The organism is Aeromicrobium sp. A1-2 (assembly GCF_003443875.1).
Taxonomy (GTDB): Bacteria; Actinomycetota; Actinomycetes; order Propionibacteriales; family Nocardioidaceae; genus Aeromicrobium.
Genome location: NZ_CP027482.1, coordinates 2094590 through 2111390, shown reverse-complemented (window position 1 = coordinate 2111390; position 16801 = coordinate 2094590). Strand labels below are relative to the sequence as shown.

The 16801-nt window shown below is 68.7% G+C and carries 12 protein-coding genes; 8 read left to right on the top strand and 4 right to left on the bottom strand.

Going from position 1 to position 16801, the window contains the following annotated elements; all coding sequences use genetic code 11:
- Positions 1-9: 9 nt before the first annotated feature.
- Together C6I20_RS10245 and treZ are read left to right on the top strand one after the other, a co-directional pair.
- Positions 10-1014 carry an aldo/keto reductase family protein gene (locus C6I20_RS10245; protein WP_118395876.1) on the top strand — a complete coding sequence of 335 codons (1005 nt, stop codon included), beginning with the start codon at positions 10-12 and terminating at the stop codon, positions 1012-1014.
- 1 nt (position 1015) lies between these two features.
- Positions 1016-2722, top strand: a complete 1707-nt coding sequence (gene treZ / locus C6I20_RS10240) for a malto-oligosyltrehalose trehalohydrolase (protein WP_118395875.1) — start codon at positions 1016-1018, stop codon at positions 2720-2722.
- A 7-nt stretch (positions 2723-2729) separates the two neighbouring features.
- On the opposite strand, the gene C6I20_RS10235 is transcribed toward treZ, so the two are convergent.
- Positions 2730-4202 (bottom strand): amidohydrolase, encoded by a 1473-nt coding sequence (locus C6I20_RS10235; RefSeq protein ID WP_118395874.1) that lies wholly within the window; start codon positions 4200-4202, stop codon positions 2730-2732.
- Between the two features lie 73 nt (positions 4203-4275).
- Entirely contained in the window at positions 4276-4917 is a 642-nt protein-coding gene (locus C6I20_RS10230) for a hypothetical protein (RefSeq protein ID WP_118395873.1), read from the bottom strand.
- Between the two features lie 81 nt (positions 4918-4998).
- On the opposite strand from C6I20_RS10230, the gene C6I20_RS10225 reads away from it, so the two are divergent.
- The 6 genes from C6I20_RS10225 to glgB are packed head-to-tail and all read left to right on the top strand — an operon-like array spanning position 4999 to position 15061.
- On the top strand, positions 4999-5679 hold the full coding sequence (locus C6I20_RS10225; RefSeq protein ID WP_118395872.1) for a TetR/AcrR family transcriptional regulator: 681 nt from the start codon (positions 4999-5001) through the stop codon (positions 5677-5679).
- A 12-nt stretch (positions 5680-5691) separates the two neighbouring features.
- Complete coding sequence (gene glgX / locus C6I20_RS10220; RefSeq protein ID WP_118395871.1) at positions 5692-7848, top strand: glycogen debranching protein GlgX; 2157 nt, start codon at positions 5692-5694, stop codon at positions 7846-7848.
- Positions 7849-7902: 54 nt separating this feature from the next.
- Positions 7903-9876 carry a maltotransferase domain-containing protein gene (locus tag C6I20_RS10215; RefSeq protein WP_118395870.1) on the top strand — a complete coding sequence of 658 codons (1974 nt, stop codon included), beginning with the start codon at positions 7903-7905 and terminating at the stop codon, positions 9874-9876.
- A gap of 51 nt (positions 9877-9927) precedes the next feature.
- A complete protein-coding gene (gene treS, locus C6I20_RS10210) occupies positions 9928-11748 on the top strand; it encodes a maltose alpha-D-glucosyltransferase (protein WP_118395869.1) in 1821 nt (606 codons plus the stop codon).
- Positions 11745-13160 carry an aminoglycoside phosphotransferase gene (locus tag C6I20_RS10205; RefSeq protein ID WP_118395868.1) on the top strand — a complete coding sequence of 472 codons (1416 nt, stop codon included), beginning with the start codon at positions 11745-11747 and terminating at the stop codon, positions 13158-13160. Before treS ends, C6I20_RS10205 begins: the two co-directional genes overlap by 4 nt.
- On the top strand, positions 13157-15061 hold the full coding sequence (glgB, locus tag C6I20_RS10200) for a 1,4-alpha-glucan branching protein GlgB (protein WP_118395867.1): 1905 nt from the start codon (positions 13157-13159) through the stop codon (positions 15059-15061). The genes C6I20_RS10205 and glgB overlap by 4 nt, the downstream gene beginning before the upstream one ends.
- Before the next feature lie 27 nt (positions 15062-15088).
- Here the strand turns inward: glgB and C6I20_RS10195 are convergent, their stop codons facing one another.
- Together C6I20_RS10195 and C6I20_RS10190 are read right to left on the bottom strand one after the other, a co-directional pair.
- Positions 15089-15760, bottom strand: a complete 672-nt coding sequence (locus C6I20_RS10195) for a class I SAM-dependent methyltransferase (protein ID WP_118395866.1) — start codon at positions 15758-15760, stop codon at positions 15089-15091.
- A complete protein-coding gene (locus tag C6I20_RS10190; protein ID WP_118395865.1) occupies positions 15736-16800 on the bottom strand; it encodes a prenyltransferase/squalene oxidase repeat-containing protein in 1065 nt (354 codons plus the stop codon). The genes C6I20_RS10195 and C6I20_RS10190 overlap by 25 nt, the downstream gene beginning before the upstream one ends.
- Between the last annotated feature and the right edge of the window lies 1 nt (position 16801).

The window sequence follows — 16801 nt, the reverse complement described above, 5'->3', positions numbered from 1 at the left end:
GCTCGAAACATGGACTTCAGATACCTCGGCAACAGCGGTCTCAAGATCAGCGAGATCATCTACGGCAACTGGCTCACCCACGGCTCCCAGGTCGAGAATGACGCCGCGCTGGCCTGCGTGCGCGCCGCCCTCGACGCCGGGATCACGACGTTCGACACGGCCGACGTCTATGCCAACACCAAGGCCGAGTCGGTGCTCGGGGAGGCGCTCAAGGACGAGCGGCGTGCGTCGATCGAGATCTTCACCAAGGTCTACTGGCCGACCGGTCCGGGCGGACCCAACGACACCGGCCTGTCGCGCAAGCACATCATGGAGTCGATCGATGGCTCGCTCGAGCGGCTCGGCACCGACTACGTCGATCTCTACCAGGCGCACCGCTACGACTACGAGACCCCGCTCGAGGAGACGATGCAGGCGTTCGCCGATGTCGTCCGCCATGGCAAGGCGCTCTACATCGGCGTCAGCGAATGGACCGCGGACCAGATCCGGTCCGGCCACGCGCTGGCCAAGGACCTGGGCATCCAGCTGATCTCGAACCAGCCGCAGTACTCGATGCTGTGGCGCGTCATCGAGGACCAGGTCGTCCCGACCTCGCGCGAGCTGGGTGTCTCACAGATCGTCTGGTCACCCATCGCGCAGGGCGTGCTGACCGGCAAGTACAAGCCGGGCGCGGAGCTTCCCGCCGGCAGCCGCGCCACCGATGACAAGGGCGGCGCGGACATGATCAGGCACTTCCTGGACGACGAGGTGTTGACTGCTGTGCAGGGCCTGCAGCCCATCGCCGACGGCCTGGACGTCACGATGGCACAGCTCGCGATCGCATGGGTGCTGGCCAATGACAACGTCGCCGGCGCGATCGTCGGTGCCTCTCGCCCTGAGCAGGTCGAGTCCAACGCCGCCGCAGCAGGGCTCACCCTCGACGACGACGTGCTGAAGGCCGTCGACGCTGCGCTGGGCAACCTGCCCAAGACCGATCCCGAGCTGACGAAGTCGCCGTCAGGGCGCGTCGTCTGACGTGATCTTCACGATCTGGTGCCCCGACCTGCAGCGCGTACGCCTGCGGGTCGGGAGCGCCGATCACGAGATGCTGCCATCGCGCCGCAGCGGCTGGTGGCGGGCCGAGGTCGACGCACCCCCGGGGACCGACTATGCCTTCGTGCTGGGCGACGACGACACGGCCCTGCCGGACCCGCGGTCGACCTGGCAGCCGCACGGCGTGCACGAAGCATCCCGCACGTATGACCACGACGCCTTCACCTGGACCGATGACGCGTGGCGGGGGCGCGATACCACCGGATCCGTGGTCTATGAGCTTCACATCGGCACCTTCACGGCCGGCCGCACGTTCGATGCCGCGATCGAGCGGCTCGACCACCTCGTCGACCTCGGAGTCGATCTGGTCGAGGTGCTGCCGGTCAACTCGTTCGACGGCCCGGACGGCTGGGGCTATGACGGTGTCCTCTGGGGTGCCGTCCACGAGTCCTATGGCGGACCCGACGGGTTCAAGCGCTTCGTCGATGCGTGTCACGAGCGCGGCCTTGGTGTCGTGCTCGACGTCGTCTACAACCATCTTGGCCCGTCGGGCGCCTACCTGGATCGGTTCGGCCCCTACTTCGCCGGCCAGAACGACTGGGGTCCGGGGCTCAACCTTGACGGGCCGCAGTCCGACGAGGTGCGGCGCTACGTGCTCGACAACGCGATGGCCTGGTTCGAGCACTTCCATGTCGATGCCCTGCGCCTCGACGCCGTGCACGCGCTGGCCGATGATCGGGCGCTGTCCCTGCTGGAAGAGCTGTCGACCGAGACGTCACGGATGTCCGTGATGCTGGGGCGGCCCCTGTCGCTGATCGCGGAGTCCGATCTCAACGACCCGCGGATGGTCACTCCGCGCGCCGCAAACGGGCTCGGTATGGACGCACAATGGTCGGACGACCTGCATCATGCGTTGCACGTGCGCCTCACCGGTGAGACCGATGGCTACTACGCCGACTTCGCCGCTCCCGGTGCGCTCGCCAAGACGCTGCGTGGCGCGTTCTTCCACGACGCCACCTGGTCGTCGTTCCGCGGACGCACGCATGGCCGCCCCGTCGACACCCAGGTGCTGACCGGATCGGCGTTCCTTGCCTACCTGCAGAACCACGACCAGATCGGCAACCGGGCTGCGGGAGACCGGATCTCCGCGACGGTGTCATCGGGCCTGCAGGGGTGTGGTGCGGCGATCGTGCTGCTGGGCCCGTACGTCCCGATGCTGTTCATGGGGCAGGAATGGGCGGCCTCGACGCCGTGGCAGTTCTTCGCCTCGTTCCCCGACCCCGCTCTGGCCGATGCGGTGCGCACGGGCCGCCGTCGAGAGTTCTCCCGGCACGGATGGGTTGAGTCCGATGTGCCCGATCCGATGGACTCCGCCACGGTCCAGCGCTCGACGCTCGACTGGTCGGAGCTCGACCGTCCGGGACACCGCGAGATGCTCGATCTGCATCGCTCGCTCATCGCGCTGCGAAGGGCGCACCCCGAACTGTCCGACCCGTCGCTGGCGAGCTTCGCGGTCGAGACGACCGAGGACGACTCCTGGTTGCTGATGCGCCGCGGCTCTCTGCACGTCGCGGTCGACTTCGAGGCCGAGGCGTTCGAGGTGCGGACGGCCCACTGGTCGCCCCGGCATCCCGAGCGGGTCCTGCTGTCCTGGAACGGCGGCGTGCACCCCCGACCCGACCGGGTCTGAGGTCAGCTCACAGCGACGAGAAGATCTCGGCGCCGGCCACGTACGTCGCGGCGACCGGCATGCTCGCCAGCTCGGTGTCGTGGGCCAGGGGATCGGCGTCGAGCAGCACCAGGTCGGCGAGCGAACCAGCTGCCACCGTCGGCCGGCCGTCGACCGATGCGGCGAGCGCCTCCCGCGGGGTCAATGATTGCTCGGCGTGCCACGGGGATCCGCCGGCCGGCGCGCGGTTGACCGCTGCGGCGATCGTGTACCACGGGTCCAGCGGCGACACAGGGGCGTCGGACCCCAGCGTCACGGTCACGCCCGCGTCGATCATGTCGCGCAGGGCGAAGCACCGGTCACCGCGCTCGGGCCACAGGTTGTCGATGACGGTGTGGTCGTCGATCAGGTGAGCCGGCTGCACGCTGGCCCGCAACCCGAGCGAGGCCATCGCGGCGATGTCCTCGGCCGCGACGAGCTGCACGTGCTCGATCGAGCCCCGCGCGCCCGTCGCGGCGTACGCGACGACGGCCTGGTGCGCCGCGGCATCACCGATCGCGTGCGTCGCGACCTCGATGTCGGCGGCATGGGCGCGGCGCATAAGGTCCACGAGCTCATCGGCGGAGTAGTTCGGGAAGCCCGAGGGCTGCTCGAGCCGATCGCCGTCGGCGTAGGGCGAGCAGCACCACGCGCTGCGGGTGTTGAGCGACCCGTCCGAGATGATCTTGAGCGGTCCCACCGTGACGCGTCCGTCGCAGCCCGGCAGCGGGTCGCCCGTGCGCAGACCATGCACGATGATGTCGTCGAGGCTGTCGGGATAGAACGCCGTGCGGATGCGGAGCAGGTGGGCGTCCTCCCAGCGTCGGGGCCAGGCGCGGGTGTTGTCGGCCAGCTCGAAGTCGACGACGCCGACGACGCCGCGGCGGGCGGCCTGCTCGAGGACGTGACGATATGCCGCGGCACCCGGCTCGCCGAACACCTGAGCCACCCGCGCGTAGACCGGGAACCACTCGTGCTCACGCAGGACGGTGTCCCGCGTTCCTACTTCCAGGGCGATGAGGGCAGCCGAGCTCAGCCAGCCATGGTGCGCGTCCCCACTGACCAGGACCACCGCCACGTCACCCGCCACGGCATCGAGCTCGGCGACCGTTGCCTCGCGGGTCCACTCGCCGGCACGGTGCCCGAAGCCGATCAGCGGCTCATTGGGGTGTGTCGCGAGTCGCTCGGCGACCACTCGGGTGACGTCTTCGGGAGACCGGGTGGCCGAGAAGTCCACGCGCTGGGCCGTCTGCGCCCACTGGCCCAGGTGGACGTGCTGGTCCCACAGGCCCGGGGCGAGCCAGCGGCCTTCGGCCTGAACCTCGATGGGTGAGAAGGAGCGGATCCCGGGCGGGCTGACCTCGGTCACGATGCCCTGCTCGACGACGACATCGCACACCTCGTCAGGGGCAGGCCCGCTGATCCCGACGACGTGGACATTGCGCAGCACCATGCTCGACATGGGACTCACGCTAGCCCGACCAGGGTCCAGCGCGCTCGGCGCTGGTCCACGCGGGGTCTGGCCGACGACCTCTTCACCGCGACGTCAGGTCCGGCAGCAGGACCGGCCCGGTCTTCTGGTCGAGATTCGCGACGTGCCGCTCCATGCTCTGCAGGCTTGCGACCAGTGGGTCGATCAGGTCGACAAGTCTGGCCAGTCCGACCAGGGCGTCGGCAGACTGGTTGAGCCGCTCGAGCTGCGCCGGCAGCGGCTCGGCCGACGTCGCGAGCTGTTCGATCGGACCCTTGAGGGTGTTGATCTGCTCGGCCTGCACCTGCAGTGCTTCTAGGTTCTTGCGCAGGGCGCCCACCTGGTCGGCCACCTCCACGAGGCGCGATGCGCTCTCGTTGAGCGGTCCGGTTGCGGTCTGCAGATCGGCCACGTCGCCGTGCAGGCGGTCGGCGCTCTTGAGCAGCTCGTCGAGGCGCGGCGTGAGCTGCGGGAACTGCTTGGTCACCTCAAGGATCGACGGCGTCATGCTGTCGACGTTCTCGTTGATGTTGGCGACCTCGTCGAGTGCCTGAGGGGCGCGGTCGCTGATCTCGGCGACGTTGCCGGCCGCGATCTTGGGCAGCTGGACGATGGCGGACGCGAGCAGGATCGTCGTGAGAACGAGCACCCCGGCGAGCAGCCCGGCGAGGAGTCGCGGCATCCATCGAGGCAGTGAGTCGGTCATGCGAGGCTCCCAATTAAAGTATGTGTGACGTCATGTACGTGGTACAGCGTGCCACAGGTAGAAGTTGGGTAGTCTGTCGGCATGTCACCTACCTCGGTCGAGACCGCCGCGACTGTCCTCGACGGGAGGACCGCACGCTGGCTCGGGCACCGTGATCGCCGGCGCTCCGAGTTCGTCGACACTGCGGTCCAGGTCATCGCCGAGCATGGGCCACAGGCCTCGGTCGAGCAGATCGCCCGGGCCGCAGGAGTCACTCGGCAGGTGCTCTACCGACAGTTCGACGGTCGAGACGATCTGGACACGGCGATCGTCGACCGCGCCACGACGATGGTCCTGCAGCACCTCCTGGGGTACCTCGACGCCTCCGACGGCGTCGAGGACGGCCTGCGCCGGCTGCTTGACGCCTACCTGACCTTCGTCGACGAGAATGAGTCCCTCTACCGGTTCGCCCGGGCCCGGGAGGCCCAGAGCGGGCCAGGCGCGGCGGTCTCGCAGACCAAGGACGACATGGCGCTCGTCGCGGCCGTCATGGCCGAAGAAATGATGGCCGAGGCCGGCGTGACGACGGACATCCCACTGACCGACGTCTTCACGGTCGGTCTGATCGGCATGGCCGACGCAGTGATCTCACGCTGGCTGGCCGATCCTGATCGACCGTCCCGCGCATGGCTCGCGGATGGGCTCGTGCCGCTGATGGTCGCGGCGATCGAGGTCGTGATCCCGCTGGCGCCAGCACCGGGCTCGGTGCGACCTCCCACCTGAAAGACTGGGCTCATGGCCACGCACCCAAGCAATGACACCCAGGTGCTCGCCGGCCGCCCCTTTCCGCTCGGGGCGCATCCCGAGGCCGGAGGGGTCCGGTTCGCGGTCGCCAGCAGCGTTGCCGACCGGGTCGAGCTCTGCCTGGTCGACGACGAGGGCGTCGAGAACCGGATCGAGCTGACCGAGCGGACCTTCGGCGTCTGGCACGGGCTGGTGCCCGGGGTGACGCCGGGACAGAAGTACGGCTACCGCGTGCATGGACCGTACGAGCCCAAGACCGGGCTTCGCTGCAACCCGCACAAGCTGCTCGTCGACCCCTACGCCCGCCGGATCAGCGGGACCATGACGGACATGGACGCGGCGCTCGGCTATGCCGACGACCCCGAGGGGATCGAGCCGTCGACGGTCGACTCGCTCGGGTCGGTGCCACTCAGCGTCGTCACGAGCCCCGGGGGGCCGGACACCGGCGTCAAGCCGGAGGTCCCGTTCGAGGAGACCGTGATCTACGAGCTGCACGTCAAGGGCTTCACGGCGCAGCACCCCGACGTCCCCGAGGCGCTCCGAGGGACCTACCTCGGTCTGGCCCACCCCGCTGTCATCGAGCACCTCGTGCGGCTCGGGATCACGAGCGTCGAGCTGCTTCCGGTCCAGACGTTCTGCGACGAGCCGTCGCTGGTCCAGGCCGGTCGTCACAACTACTGGGGCTACTCGCCGCTGGGCTTCTTCGCCCCGCACGCGGGCTACGCGAGCGAGCCGGGAAGAGAGATCGAGGAGTTCCGCACCATGGTGGCCGCGCTGCACGCCGCCAACATCGAGGTCATCGTCGACGTCGTCTACAACCACACCTGCGAGGGCGGTCCGGACGGTCCGACGTTGAGCTTTCGTGGCTATGAGGCACCGGTCTACTACCTGCACGACGAAGACGGCCACATGGCCGACATCACCGGATGTGGCAACACGCTGGAGTCGAGCTCGCCGACGGTCGTCCGGATGGTCACCGACTCCTTGCGTTACTGGGCCACCGAGCTCGGGGTCGACGGCTTCCGTTTCGACCTGGCCAGCACGCTGGGCCGCCCGCACGGGGGTGCCTTCGATCGCGACTCGACGCTGCTGACCGCGATCGCGACCGATCCAGTGCTGTCGCGATGCAAGCTCATCGCCGAGCCGTGGGACGCGACCGGTGAGGGCTACCGGGTCGGTGACTTCGGCGCCCAGTGGGCCGAGTGGAATGGCATCTATCGCGACACCGTCCGAGACTTCTGGCGCGGCGCTGCCGGAGGGGTCGACGACATCGCCTACCGGCTGTCGGGGTCGTCGGACCTCTACGACCACACGCTGCGTCGCCCATGGCAGTCGATCAACTTCATCAACGCCCACGACGGCTTCACATTGCGCGACCTGGTCTCCTACGACGGCAAGCACAACGAGGCCAATGGCGAGGACAACCGCGACGGCACCGACGACAACCGCTCGTGGAACCACGGCATCGAGGGCGAGTCAGACGATCCGGAGATCCGCACGCTCCGGCGGCGGCAGGCCCGCAACCTGCTCGCAACGCTGCTGCTGTCGACCGGCACGCCGATGTTCGTCGCGGGCGACGAGCGGTGGCGCACACAGGGCGGCAACAACAATGCGTACTGCCTGGACGATCCGACCTCGTGGGTCGACTGGACCACGACCGACGATGCGGAGGCGATGCTGGCCTTCGCCCGCCGGGTCGTGCACCTGCGCGCCAACAGCCCGGCGCTGAGGCAGCCGGAGTTCTTCGACGGACGCACGACCCGGACCGGCCGGCCCGATCTGATCTGGCTGCGCCCCGACGGGCACGAGCTCGAGGAGGCGGACTGGGCCGACGAGGCCCGGCACACCCTCGGCATGTGGATCGACGGCTCGAACAGCCAGTCGCGCACGCGGCAGGGCGAACTGCTCCCCGACAACTCGTGGTTGCTGCTGATGCATGCGGGTGCCGAGCCGGTCGACGTCGTCCTGCCGGGTGCGGAGTTCGGCGACACGTTCGAGCCGACCCTTGACACCTCGATGCCAGACGGTGGGCCGACCTCGGTCGAGCCGCTGCCGGCGGGCAGCTCGCTGACCCTGCCGGGTCGCTCGCTGCTGCTGCTCAAGGCGCCCCGCGAGGAGGACTCGTTTGCAGGGATCGCGCTGGGGTAGGGACAACCGATAGGTTCGAGGCGACAGACGCCCACGACGCACGGGAGTCCACGTATGACAGATCGACTCGGGATCGACGACGTCCGACCTCGGTCCGGTGACGGCACCTATCCGTCCAAGGCCGTGACCGGTGAACACGTCCCGGTCACCGCGACGGTGTGGCGCGAGGGTCACGACGCGGTCTCCGCGACCGTGGTGTGGCGCGGTCCGGGCGAGCGCCGAGACCGAACGACGCCCATGGCTGAGCAGGGCGTCGACTCGGATCTGTTCGGTGCGACGATCGTGCCCGAGGCTGTGGGTCTGTGGACCTACCGCGTCGAGGCGTGGAGCGACCCGTGGGCAACTGCGGTGCACTCGATCGAGGTCAAGCTCGCGGCCGGTCAGGGCGGCGACGAGCTCGGCAACGACCTCGAGCTGGCGGCCCGCCTGCTGGACGAGGTGGCCGGACGCAAGGAGCGCCACAAGCAGTACGCCGCGCTGTCCGGCGCCGCGACGGCCCTGCGGACTGTTGCGCTCCCACTGGGCGCGCGCACCGGGCCGGCGCTGTCCGACGACGTCCGCAGCATCATGACCGATCACCCGGTGCGCCGGCTCGTGACACGGGGCCCCAAGCGGACCATCTGGGTCGACCGGGTCCGTGCGGCGTATGGCTCCTGGTATGAGTTCTTCCCGCGCTCGACGGGTGGGGTGGACCAGAAGGGCAAGCGCGTCCACGGCACGTTCAAGACCGCGACCCGCGAGCTCGACCGGGTCGCCCGGATGGGTTTCGACGTTGTCTACCTGCCGCCGATCCACCCGATCGGTCGGGTCAACCGCAAGGGCCCCAACAACTCCCTGACCCCGGGTCCGGCCGACCCCGGCTCACCGTGGGCGATCGGCGCGAAGGAGGGCGGGCACGACGCGATCCACCCCACGCTCGGCACCGACAAGGACTTCGCGGCGTTCGTCCGGCGAGCGGGCGATCTCGGCATGGAGATCGCGCTCGACCTCGCACTGCAGGTCGCGCCGGACCACCCGTGGGTCGCACTGCACCCCGAGTTCTTCACGACACTGCCCGACGGCACGATCGCGTTCGCGGAGAACCCACCGAAGAAGTACCAGGACATCTACCCCCTCAACTTCGACAATGATCGTGACGCGATCTATGCCGAGATGCTCCGGGTCACGCTGCACTGGGTTGAGCGAGGCGTCAAGATCTTCCGGGTCGACAACCCGCACACCAAGCCGCCGGACTTCTGGGCCTGGCTCATCTCCTCGGTCAAGGCCGCGCACCCCGATGTGCTGTTCCTCGCCGAGGCGTTCACCCGGCCGGCGCGGCTGTGGGGGCTGGCGAGGCTGGGCTTCACCCAGAGCTACACGTACTTCACCTGGCGCACCGCGAAGGAAGAGCTGACCGAGTTCGGCGAGGACCTGCGCGACCACTGGGACGAGGGGCGGCCCAACCTGTTCGTCAACACGCCTGACATCCTTCCGGAGCACCTGCAGGTCGGCGGACCCGGCATGTTCGCGCTGCGTGCTGCCCTCGCCGCGACACTGGCGCCGACGTGGGGCGTATACGCCGGCTACGAGCTGTACGAGCACCAGGCGGTCAAGCCGGGAGGCGAGGAGTACCTCGACTCCGAGAAGTACGAGCTCCGTCCGCGTGACCACGCCGCAGCGCTGGCCGAGGGGCGCTCGCTCGAGCCGTGGCTGACCCGGCTCAACCAGATCCGTCGGGAGCATCCCGCACTGCAACAGATGCGGACGCTGCACTTCCACCACATCGACCACGATGCGCTGATCGCGTACTCCAAGCAGGATCCCGCGACCGGTGACACCGTCGTGATCGTCGTCTCGCTCGATCCGCACGAGGTCCGCGAGGGCACGCTGTGGCTCGATCTGCCGGCCCTCGGCTTCTCACCCGGTGAGCACCTGGTCGCGCACGACGAGGTCACGGGAGAGACCTACGACTGGGGCGACGGCAACTATGTGCGGCTCGACCCGACCAGGGCGTCGGCGCACATCATCAGCCTGCAACGACACGAGTGACCCCCCGATCGGGTCAACATAGGAACGTTCGCCACAACGAGAGGTCACCAGATGCCAGAGGACCCAGCACCGGACAGCGCGCTCGTCGGGCTCGAGGACACACCGCACACCGGCGAGGCGATATCCGCGGACGGCACGCTCGTCGAGCCGCAGGCCGATGACTTCGGTCACGCCGAGCAGGCCAGCACGGACCCGACCTGGTTCAAGCATGCGGTCTTCTACGAGGTGCTGGTACGGGCATTCGCGGACTCCAACGGCGACGGCACAGGTGACCTGCGAGGTCTGGCCGGCAAGCTCGACTACCTCCAGTGGCTGGGGGTCGACTGCCTGTGGCTCCCACCGTTCTACGCCTCGCCGCTGCGCGACGGTGGCTACGACATCAGCGACTTCCGTGCCGTGCTGCCGGAGTTCGGCACGGTCGAGGACTTCGTGTTCCTTCTGGAGGAGGCGCACAAGCGCGACATCCGGGTCGTGACCGACCTGGTCCTCAACCACACCTCCGACGCGCACCCCTGGTTCCAGCAGTCACGCAACGACCCGGACGGGCCGTACGGCGACTACTACGTCTGGAGCGACGACGACCTGGCCTATCCCGACGCGCGGGTCATCTTCGTCGACACCGAGACCTCCAACTGGACGTACGACCCGGTGCGCGGCCAGTTCTTCTGGCACCGGTTCTTCAGCCACCAGCCGGATCTCAACTTCGAGAACGAAGAGGTCCAGGAGGCGATGCTGGACGTCCTGCGGTTCTGGCTCGACCTGGGCATCGACGGCTTCCGGCTCGACGCCGTGCCGTACCTGTTCGAGGAGGAGGGGACCAACTGCGAGAACCTTCCGCGGACGCATGAATACCTCCGCAAGACCCGCGCGACGATCGACGCGGAGTATCCCGGCCGCATCCTGCTGGCCGAGGCCAACCAGTGGCCGTCGGACGTCGTGGAGTACTTCGGCAATCCCGATGTCGGCGGCGACGAGTGCCACATGGCATTCCACTTCCCGCTGATGCCGCGCATCTTCATGGCCGTGCGGCGTGAGTCGCGATTCCCGATCTCGGAGATTCTCGCGCAGACCCCCGAGATCCCCTCCGGGACGCAGTGGGGCATCTTCCTGCGCAACCACGACGAGCTGACCCTCGAGATGGTCACCGACGACGAGCGCGACTACATGTACCGGGAGTACGCCAAGGATCCGCGGATGAAGGCCAACATCGGCATCCGCCGGCGGCTCGCGCCGCTGCTCGACAACGACCGAAACCAGCTCGAGCTGTTCACGGCGATGCTGCTGAGCCTGCCGGGCTCACCGGTGCTCTACTACGGCGACGAGATCGGCATGGGCGACAACATCTGGCTCGGTGACCGGGATGCCGTGCGTACGCCGATGCAGTGGTCGCCGGACCGCAACGCGGGCTTCTCTCGATCCGATCCGGGCCGGGTCTACCTCCCGCCGATCATGGATCCGACCTACGGCTACGAGTCGATCAACGTCGAGGCGCAGCAGGGGAATGCTGCCTCCCTGCTCAACTGGACCCGACGGATGATCGCGGTGCGCAAGGAGCACCTGGCGTTCGCGGAGGGCGAGTTCGTCGACCTCGGTGGCTCCAACCCCAGCATTCTGGCCTACAAGCGGGTGTGGGTGCGACCGGACGGTGAGCGGGACGTCGTGCTGTGCGTCAACAACCTGTCGAGGTTCCCGCAGCCTGTCGAGCTGGACCTGTCGGAGCACCTGGGCTACACGCCGGTCGAGCTGACCGGCAGCGTGCGGTTCCCGCGGATCGGAGAGCTGCCGTACCTGCTGACGCTGCCGGGCCACGGCTTCTACTGGTTCCAGCTGTCCGAGCTCGGCGACGAGGGCGAACGGAGGAGTCAGGCATGACCGGACCTGGTGAGAGCGGCGATGCCGTGGCACCCCGGGACGACCTGATCGAGCAGGTCGCGGCCGCGCTGCCGACCTGGCTGCCGACCCAACGCTGGTTCGGCGGTAAGGACCGGGACATCACGGCGGTCCGGCCCCGCGCCTGGACGACGTTGCTCGATGGCGACCCGCTGCTGATCCATCTCATGGTGGAGGTCGAGCAGGGTGATCGCAGCGAGCCCTACCAGCTGCTGATCGGGAGCCGGCAGTCCCAGCTGCCGGACGTCGCCTCGGTCGCCTCGATCGGCTTGGAGGACGGGCTCACATGCTACGAGGCCAGCGGTGACGCCGACCTGACCGCATGCCTGCTCGACTTCATCGCTGCGGGGGAGCGCGTCGACGGACTGGCGTTCGAGCGTGAGCCGGGCGTCGAGCTGACAGGTGGCCTTCGCGCGCACCCCATCACCTCCGAGCAGAGCAACACGTCGCTGGTCTACGGCAGCCAGTACATCCTGAAGCTCTTCCGCAAGCTCACCCCCGGTCTCAACAAGGACCTCCGGCTGCACCGCGCGCTGCGCGACGTCGGCTGCCGGCACATCGCCGATCCGCTCGGCTCCATCACGGGCGAGCTCGACGGTGAGGCATTGACGATCGGGATGCTGCAGCGCTTCATGCCCGATGCCGCCGACGGATGGGTCATGGCGAGCACCAGCGTGCGCGACTTCATGGCCGACACATCGGGTCTGCCCCCCGGAGAGCTCGGCGGCGACTTCTCCGGTGAGGCGTACCGGCTCGGCAAGGCCGTCGCGACGGTGCACGCAGACCTTGCGACGGCGCTGGGTGCCGAGCAGGTCGATCCCAGCGAGCTGGACCGCACGGTTTCGGACATGCTGGAACGCCTTGAGCGGGTGGTGGCTGAGGTGCCCGTGCTGGCCGAGCACGCGCCGGGCCTGCGGGCGGCCTTCACCAGGATCACGGAGCAGGGTCGGCCGCTGACGATGCAGTACGTCCACGGAGACCTGCACCTGGGTCAGGTCCTGCGCACCATCAACGGCTGGCTGCTCCTGGACTTCGAGGGCGAGCCGGCCGCGAGCCTGGCCGAGCGCTCGGCACTGCGCTCGACCCTGCGAGACGTCGCGGGAATGCTGCGCTCATTCGACTACGCCGCGCAGCAGCTGCTCGTCGGTCAGCCTGACGAACCCGAGCAGACAGCCAGGGCCATGAGCTGGGCCGAGCACAACCGCTCGGCATTCTGCGATGGCTATGCGCACGTGGCGGACGAGGATCCCCGTGCCAGCGCCGACCTGCTCCGGGCGCTCGAGCTCGACAAGGCGGTCTACGAGGTCGGCTACGAACATGCCAATCGACCGGACTGGTTGAGCGTTCCGCTGTCCTCGATCGCCCGGATCATGACCGAGGGGGACAACCCATGACTGGACCCGACCAAGGACCGTGGCCGCCCGCCGTCGGTGAGCTCGATCTGCACCTGATCAGCGAAGGACGGCACGAGCGGCTGTGGGAGGTGCTGGGCGCGCACGTCCGGACGTACGAGGGTCCGGACGGCTCGGTCGAGGGCACCTCGTTCACGGTCTGGGCGCCCGGTGCGCAGGCCGTGCAGGTCGTCGGCGACTTCAACGCCTGGGACGGCGGGAGCCACCCGATGCGCCGGCTCGGGGGCTCAGGCGTCTGGGACCTTTTCGTGCCCGGTGCCGGTGCCGGCACGCACTACAAGTTCCGCGTCCACGGTCGCGACGGCCAGTGGCACGAGAAGGCTGACCCGATGGCATTCGGGACCGAGATACCGCCCGCGACGGCGTCGGTCGTGGTCTCGCCCAGGCACCGATGGACCGATGCCGCGTGGGTCGCCGCGCGCAATGCGACGACCTGGATCGACGCGCCCATGAGCATCTACGAGGTCCACCTCGGTTCGTGGCGGCCCGGCCTGGGCTATCGCGAGCTTGCCGACGAGCTCGCCGACTACCTGACCGAGACGGGGTTCACGCACGTCGAGCTGATGCCGGTCGCCGAGCACCCGTTGGGGGGGTCGTGGGGCTACCAGGTCACCTCCTACTACGCACCGACCTCACGCTTCGGGTCGCCGGACGACTTCCGTTGGTTCGTCGACGAGATGCACCAGCGGGGATTCGGCGTCATCGTCGACTGGGTTCCGGCGCACTTCCCCCGCGACGAGTGGGCGCTGGCGCGCTTCGACGGGACCCCGCTCTACGAGCACCCCGATCCGCGCCGCGGCGAGCAGCCGGACTGGGGCACGTACGTCTTCGACTTCGGACGCCCGGAGGTGCGCAACTTCCTGGTGGCCAACGCATTGTTCTGGCTCGAGGAGTTCCACCTGGACGGGCTGCGGGTCGACGCGGTCGCCTCGATGCTCTATCTGGACTACTCCCGCGAGGAGGGTGGCTGGGTGCCCAACGTGCACGGCGGACGGGAGAACCTCGAGGCAGTCCAGCTGCTGCAGGAGCTCAATGCCACGGTCTACAGGCATCACCCGGGCGTCGTGATGATCGCCGAGGAGTCGACGGCCTGGCCCGGCGTCAGCAGCCCGACCGGCAGCGGCGGGCTGGGCTTCGGCTTCAAGTGGAACATGGGCTGGATGCACGACACGCTCACCTACCTGGGACACGAGCCGGTGCACCGTTCGTTCCACCACGGCGAGATGACGTTCTCGATCGACTACGCGTGGACCGAGCACTTCATTCTCCCGCTGTCGCACGACGAGGTCGTGCACGGCAAGGGATCGTTGTGGCAGCGCATGCCCGGCGACGACTGGAACAAAGCCGCCGGTGTGCGTTCACTGCTGGCGTTCATGTGGGCGCATCCGGGCAAGCAGATGCTGTTCATGGGCGGTGAGTTCGGCCAGGAGACGGAGTGGGCCGAGTCGGGCTCACTGGACTGGGGCGCGCTCGACCAGCCGCTGCACTCCGGGATCCTGCACCTGGTCAGCGATCTCAACACGTTCTACCGCGATGCGCCGGCACTGTGGTCGGCTGACAGCCAGCCCGAGGGCTTCGGCTGGATTGATGCGAGCGACGCTGCCGGCAACGTGATCTGTTTCCTGCGGACCGGGTCGGACGGCTCGCAAGTCGCCTGCATCGCGAACTTCTCCGGCTCCCCGCACCACGACTACCGCGTCGGACTGCCGTCGGCGGGCACGTGGCGCGAGGTCATCAACACCGATTCGCAGATCTACGGCGGTTCAGGGGTCGGCAACCTCGGGGCTGTCGAGGCCGAGGCGAAGCCGTGGCACGGTCAGCAGGCCTCCGCGCTCGTGCAGATCCCGCCAGCAGGCGTGCTCTGGCTCACACCGGCCCCCTGAACCCGCGGACGGTGGCTCAGCCGTCGTTCAGCGGGAGTCGGGGGAGATCTCGACCCGGGTGAGGACGCGCATCGATCCGGTCACCGACGACTCGACGAAGTCGCCGCTGTCGATCGCCTCGCGATAGATCCGGTACGGCGCCTGGCCCCCGTCGTTGGGGTCGGGGAACACGTCGTGGATCACCAGCGCGCCACCGAGTCGGACCCACGGAGCCCAGCCGTGAAAGTCCAGCTGTGCTGCCTCGTCGGTGTGCCCTCCGTCGATGAACACCAGATCCACCGGCGTGTGCCACCACCTTGAGACGGCGACCGAGCGGCCGATCATCGGCACGACGACCTCCTCGAGGTCACCATCGGCCAGCGCGCGCCGCAGGGTCGGCAGGGTGTCGAAGCGGCCGGAATCGGGATCGACCAGGGAGGCGTCGTGATACTCCCAGCCGACCTGGTGCTCCTCGGAGCCGCGGTGGTGGTCGATCGTCACGACGGTCGACCCGGTCACCTGGGCTGCGTGACCCAGGTAGATCGTCGACTTGCCGCAGTACGTGCCGATCTCGACGGCGACCCCGCCGGGGCGGACGTACGCCGTGGCGGCTGCGTGCAGCGCGAGGCCCTCCTCAGGCGGCATGAACCCCCTGACCGACTCGGCAAGTCGGGCCAGCCGCTCTGGGAACTCGGTTACAACGGGCTCGGGCACGGGCATGAGTCGCTTGCCTTCCAGTCGAACAACGGTAGGCCCTCGCCACGGAACACGCCGTTGGCCGGCGTTGTGCGCGAGAGAGCATCAGCAGCCAGGATCACGGTCGCGGCGGTCCATGTGGTCCGCTCGACGGGCCAACGGGTCTGGATGTCGTAGACCAGACCGGTCCAGTAGGAACCGTCGTCGTCGCGCAGGTGCTGCATCGCGGCGAGCTGCGTCCGGGCCTCGTCCGTGCGGCCGAGAGCATCCAGTGCCAGCGCGAGCTCGCACGTCTCGCCCCCCGTGACCCAGGGGTTGGTCGAGACGCACCGTGCGCCCAGTCCGTCGACGACGAAGTCATCCCAGCGCTCGTCGATCCGCTGCGCGGCACGCTCGGGCGCCATCGCGCCGCCCAGCAGCGGGTAGTACCAGTCCATCGAGTGCGTCGGCTTGGGGTTGAACAGCTCGGGGTGGTCGTCCAGCGCGTGCCGTAGGCGACCGGCGGACAGCTCCCAAGCCGGCTGCGGATCGTCGAGCAGCTCGGCGAGGGCGATGGCGCACCGCAGGCTCAGGTGGATGCTGGCGTTGCCAGTCACCAGGGCCTCGTCCTCCGGACCGGTCTCGGTCCGCGCCCACACGACCGCGCCATCGGGCCGCTGCATGCCGAGCACGAGGTCGATGGCGCGTGCCACGGTCGGCCACATCAGCTCGACGAAGTCCCGATCGCCCGTGGCCCGCCAGTGGTGCCAGACGCCGGTCGCGAGGTACGCGCAGAAGTTGGAATCGGTGTGCGGGTCCTCCACGATCTCGCCGACGTAGCGGATGGCCCACGATCCGTCGGGCCGTTGCACGTCGCGGAGCCAGCCGTACGCTCGGGCGGCCTCGTGTGGTCGGTCGGCTGCACTCAGTGCCATTGCTGCCTGGACGTGGTCCCACGGATCGGTGTGGCCCCCGGTGAACCACGGGATGGCGCCCGACGGCAGCTGGGTCGCCACGATCGAGTCGGCGGTCTGCCGCACCTGGGCTTGCGTCAGCACGCCGGGCACGGACGGGATCTTGGGCATC

Coding starts and splice junctions, on each gene's coding strand:
- C6I20_RS10245 (WP_118395876.1), top strand. CDS start 10: ATGGACTTCAGATACCTCGGCAACAGCGGTCTCAAGATCAGCGAGATC.
- C6I20_RS10205 (WP_118395868.1), top strand. CDS start 11,745: ATGACCGGACCTGGTGAGAGCGGCGATGCCGTGGCACCCCGGGACGAC.
- glgX (WP_118395871.1), top strand. CDS start 5,692: ATGGCCACGCACCCAAGCAATGACACCCAGGTGCTCGCCGGCCGCCCC.
- C6I20_RS10235 (WP_118395874.1), bottom strand. CDS start 4,202: ATGTCGAGCATGGTGCTGCGCAATGTCCACGTCGTCGGGATCAGCGGG.
- C6I20_RS10215 (WP_118395870.1), top strand. CDS start 7,903: ATGACAGATCGACTCGGGATCGACGACGTCCGACCTCGGTCCGGTGAC.
- glgB (WP_118395867.1), top strand. CDS start 13,157: ATGACTGGACCCGACCAAGGACCGTGGCCGCCCGCCGTCGGTGAGCTC.
- treS (WP_118395869.1), top strand. CDS start 9,928: ATGCCAGAGGACCCAGCACCGGACAGCGCGCTCGTCGGGCTCGAGGAC.
- C6I20_RS10195 (WP_118395866.1), bottom strand. CDS start 15,760: ATGCCCGTGCCCGAGCCCGTTGTAACCGAGTTCCCAGAGCGGCTGGCC.
- C6I20_RS10230 (WP_118395873.1), bottom strand. CDS start 4,917: ATGACCGACTCACTGCCTCGATGGATGCCGCGACTCCTCGCCGGGCTG.
- C6I20_RS10190 (WP_118395865.1), bottom strand. CDS start 16,800: ATGCCCAAGATCCCGTCCGTGCCCGGCGTGCTGACGCAAGCCCAGGTG.
- C6I20_RS10225 (WP_118395872.1), top strand. CDS start 4,999: ATGTCACCTACCTCGGTCGAGACCGCCGCGACTGTCCTCGACGGGAGG.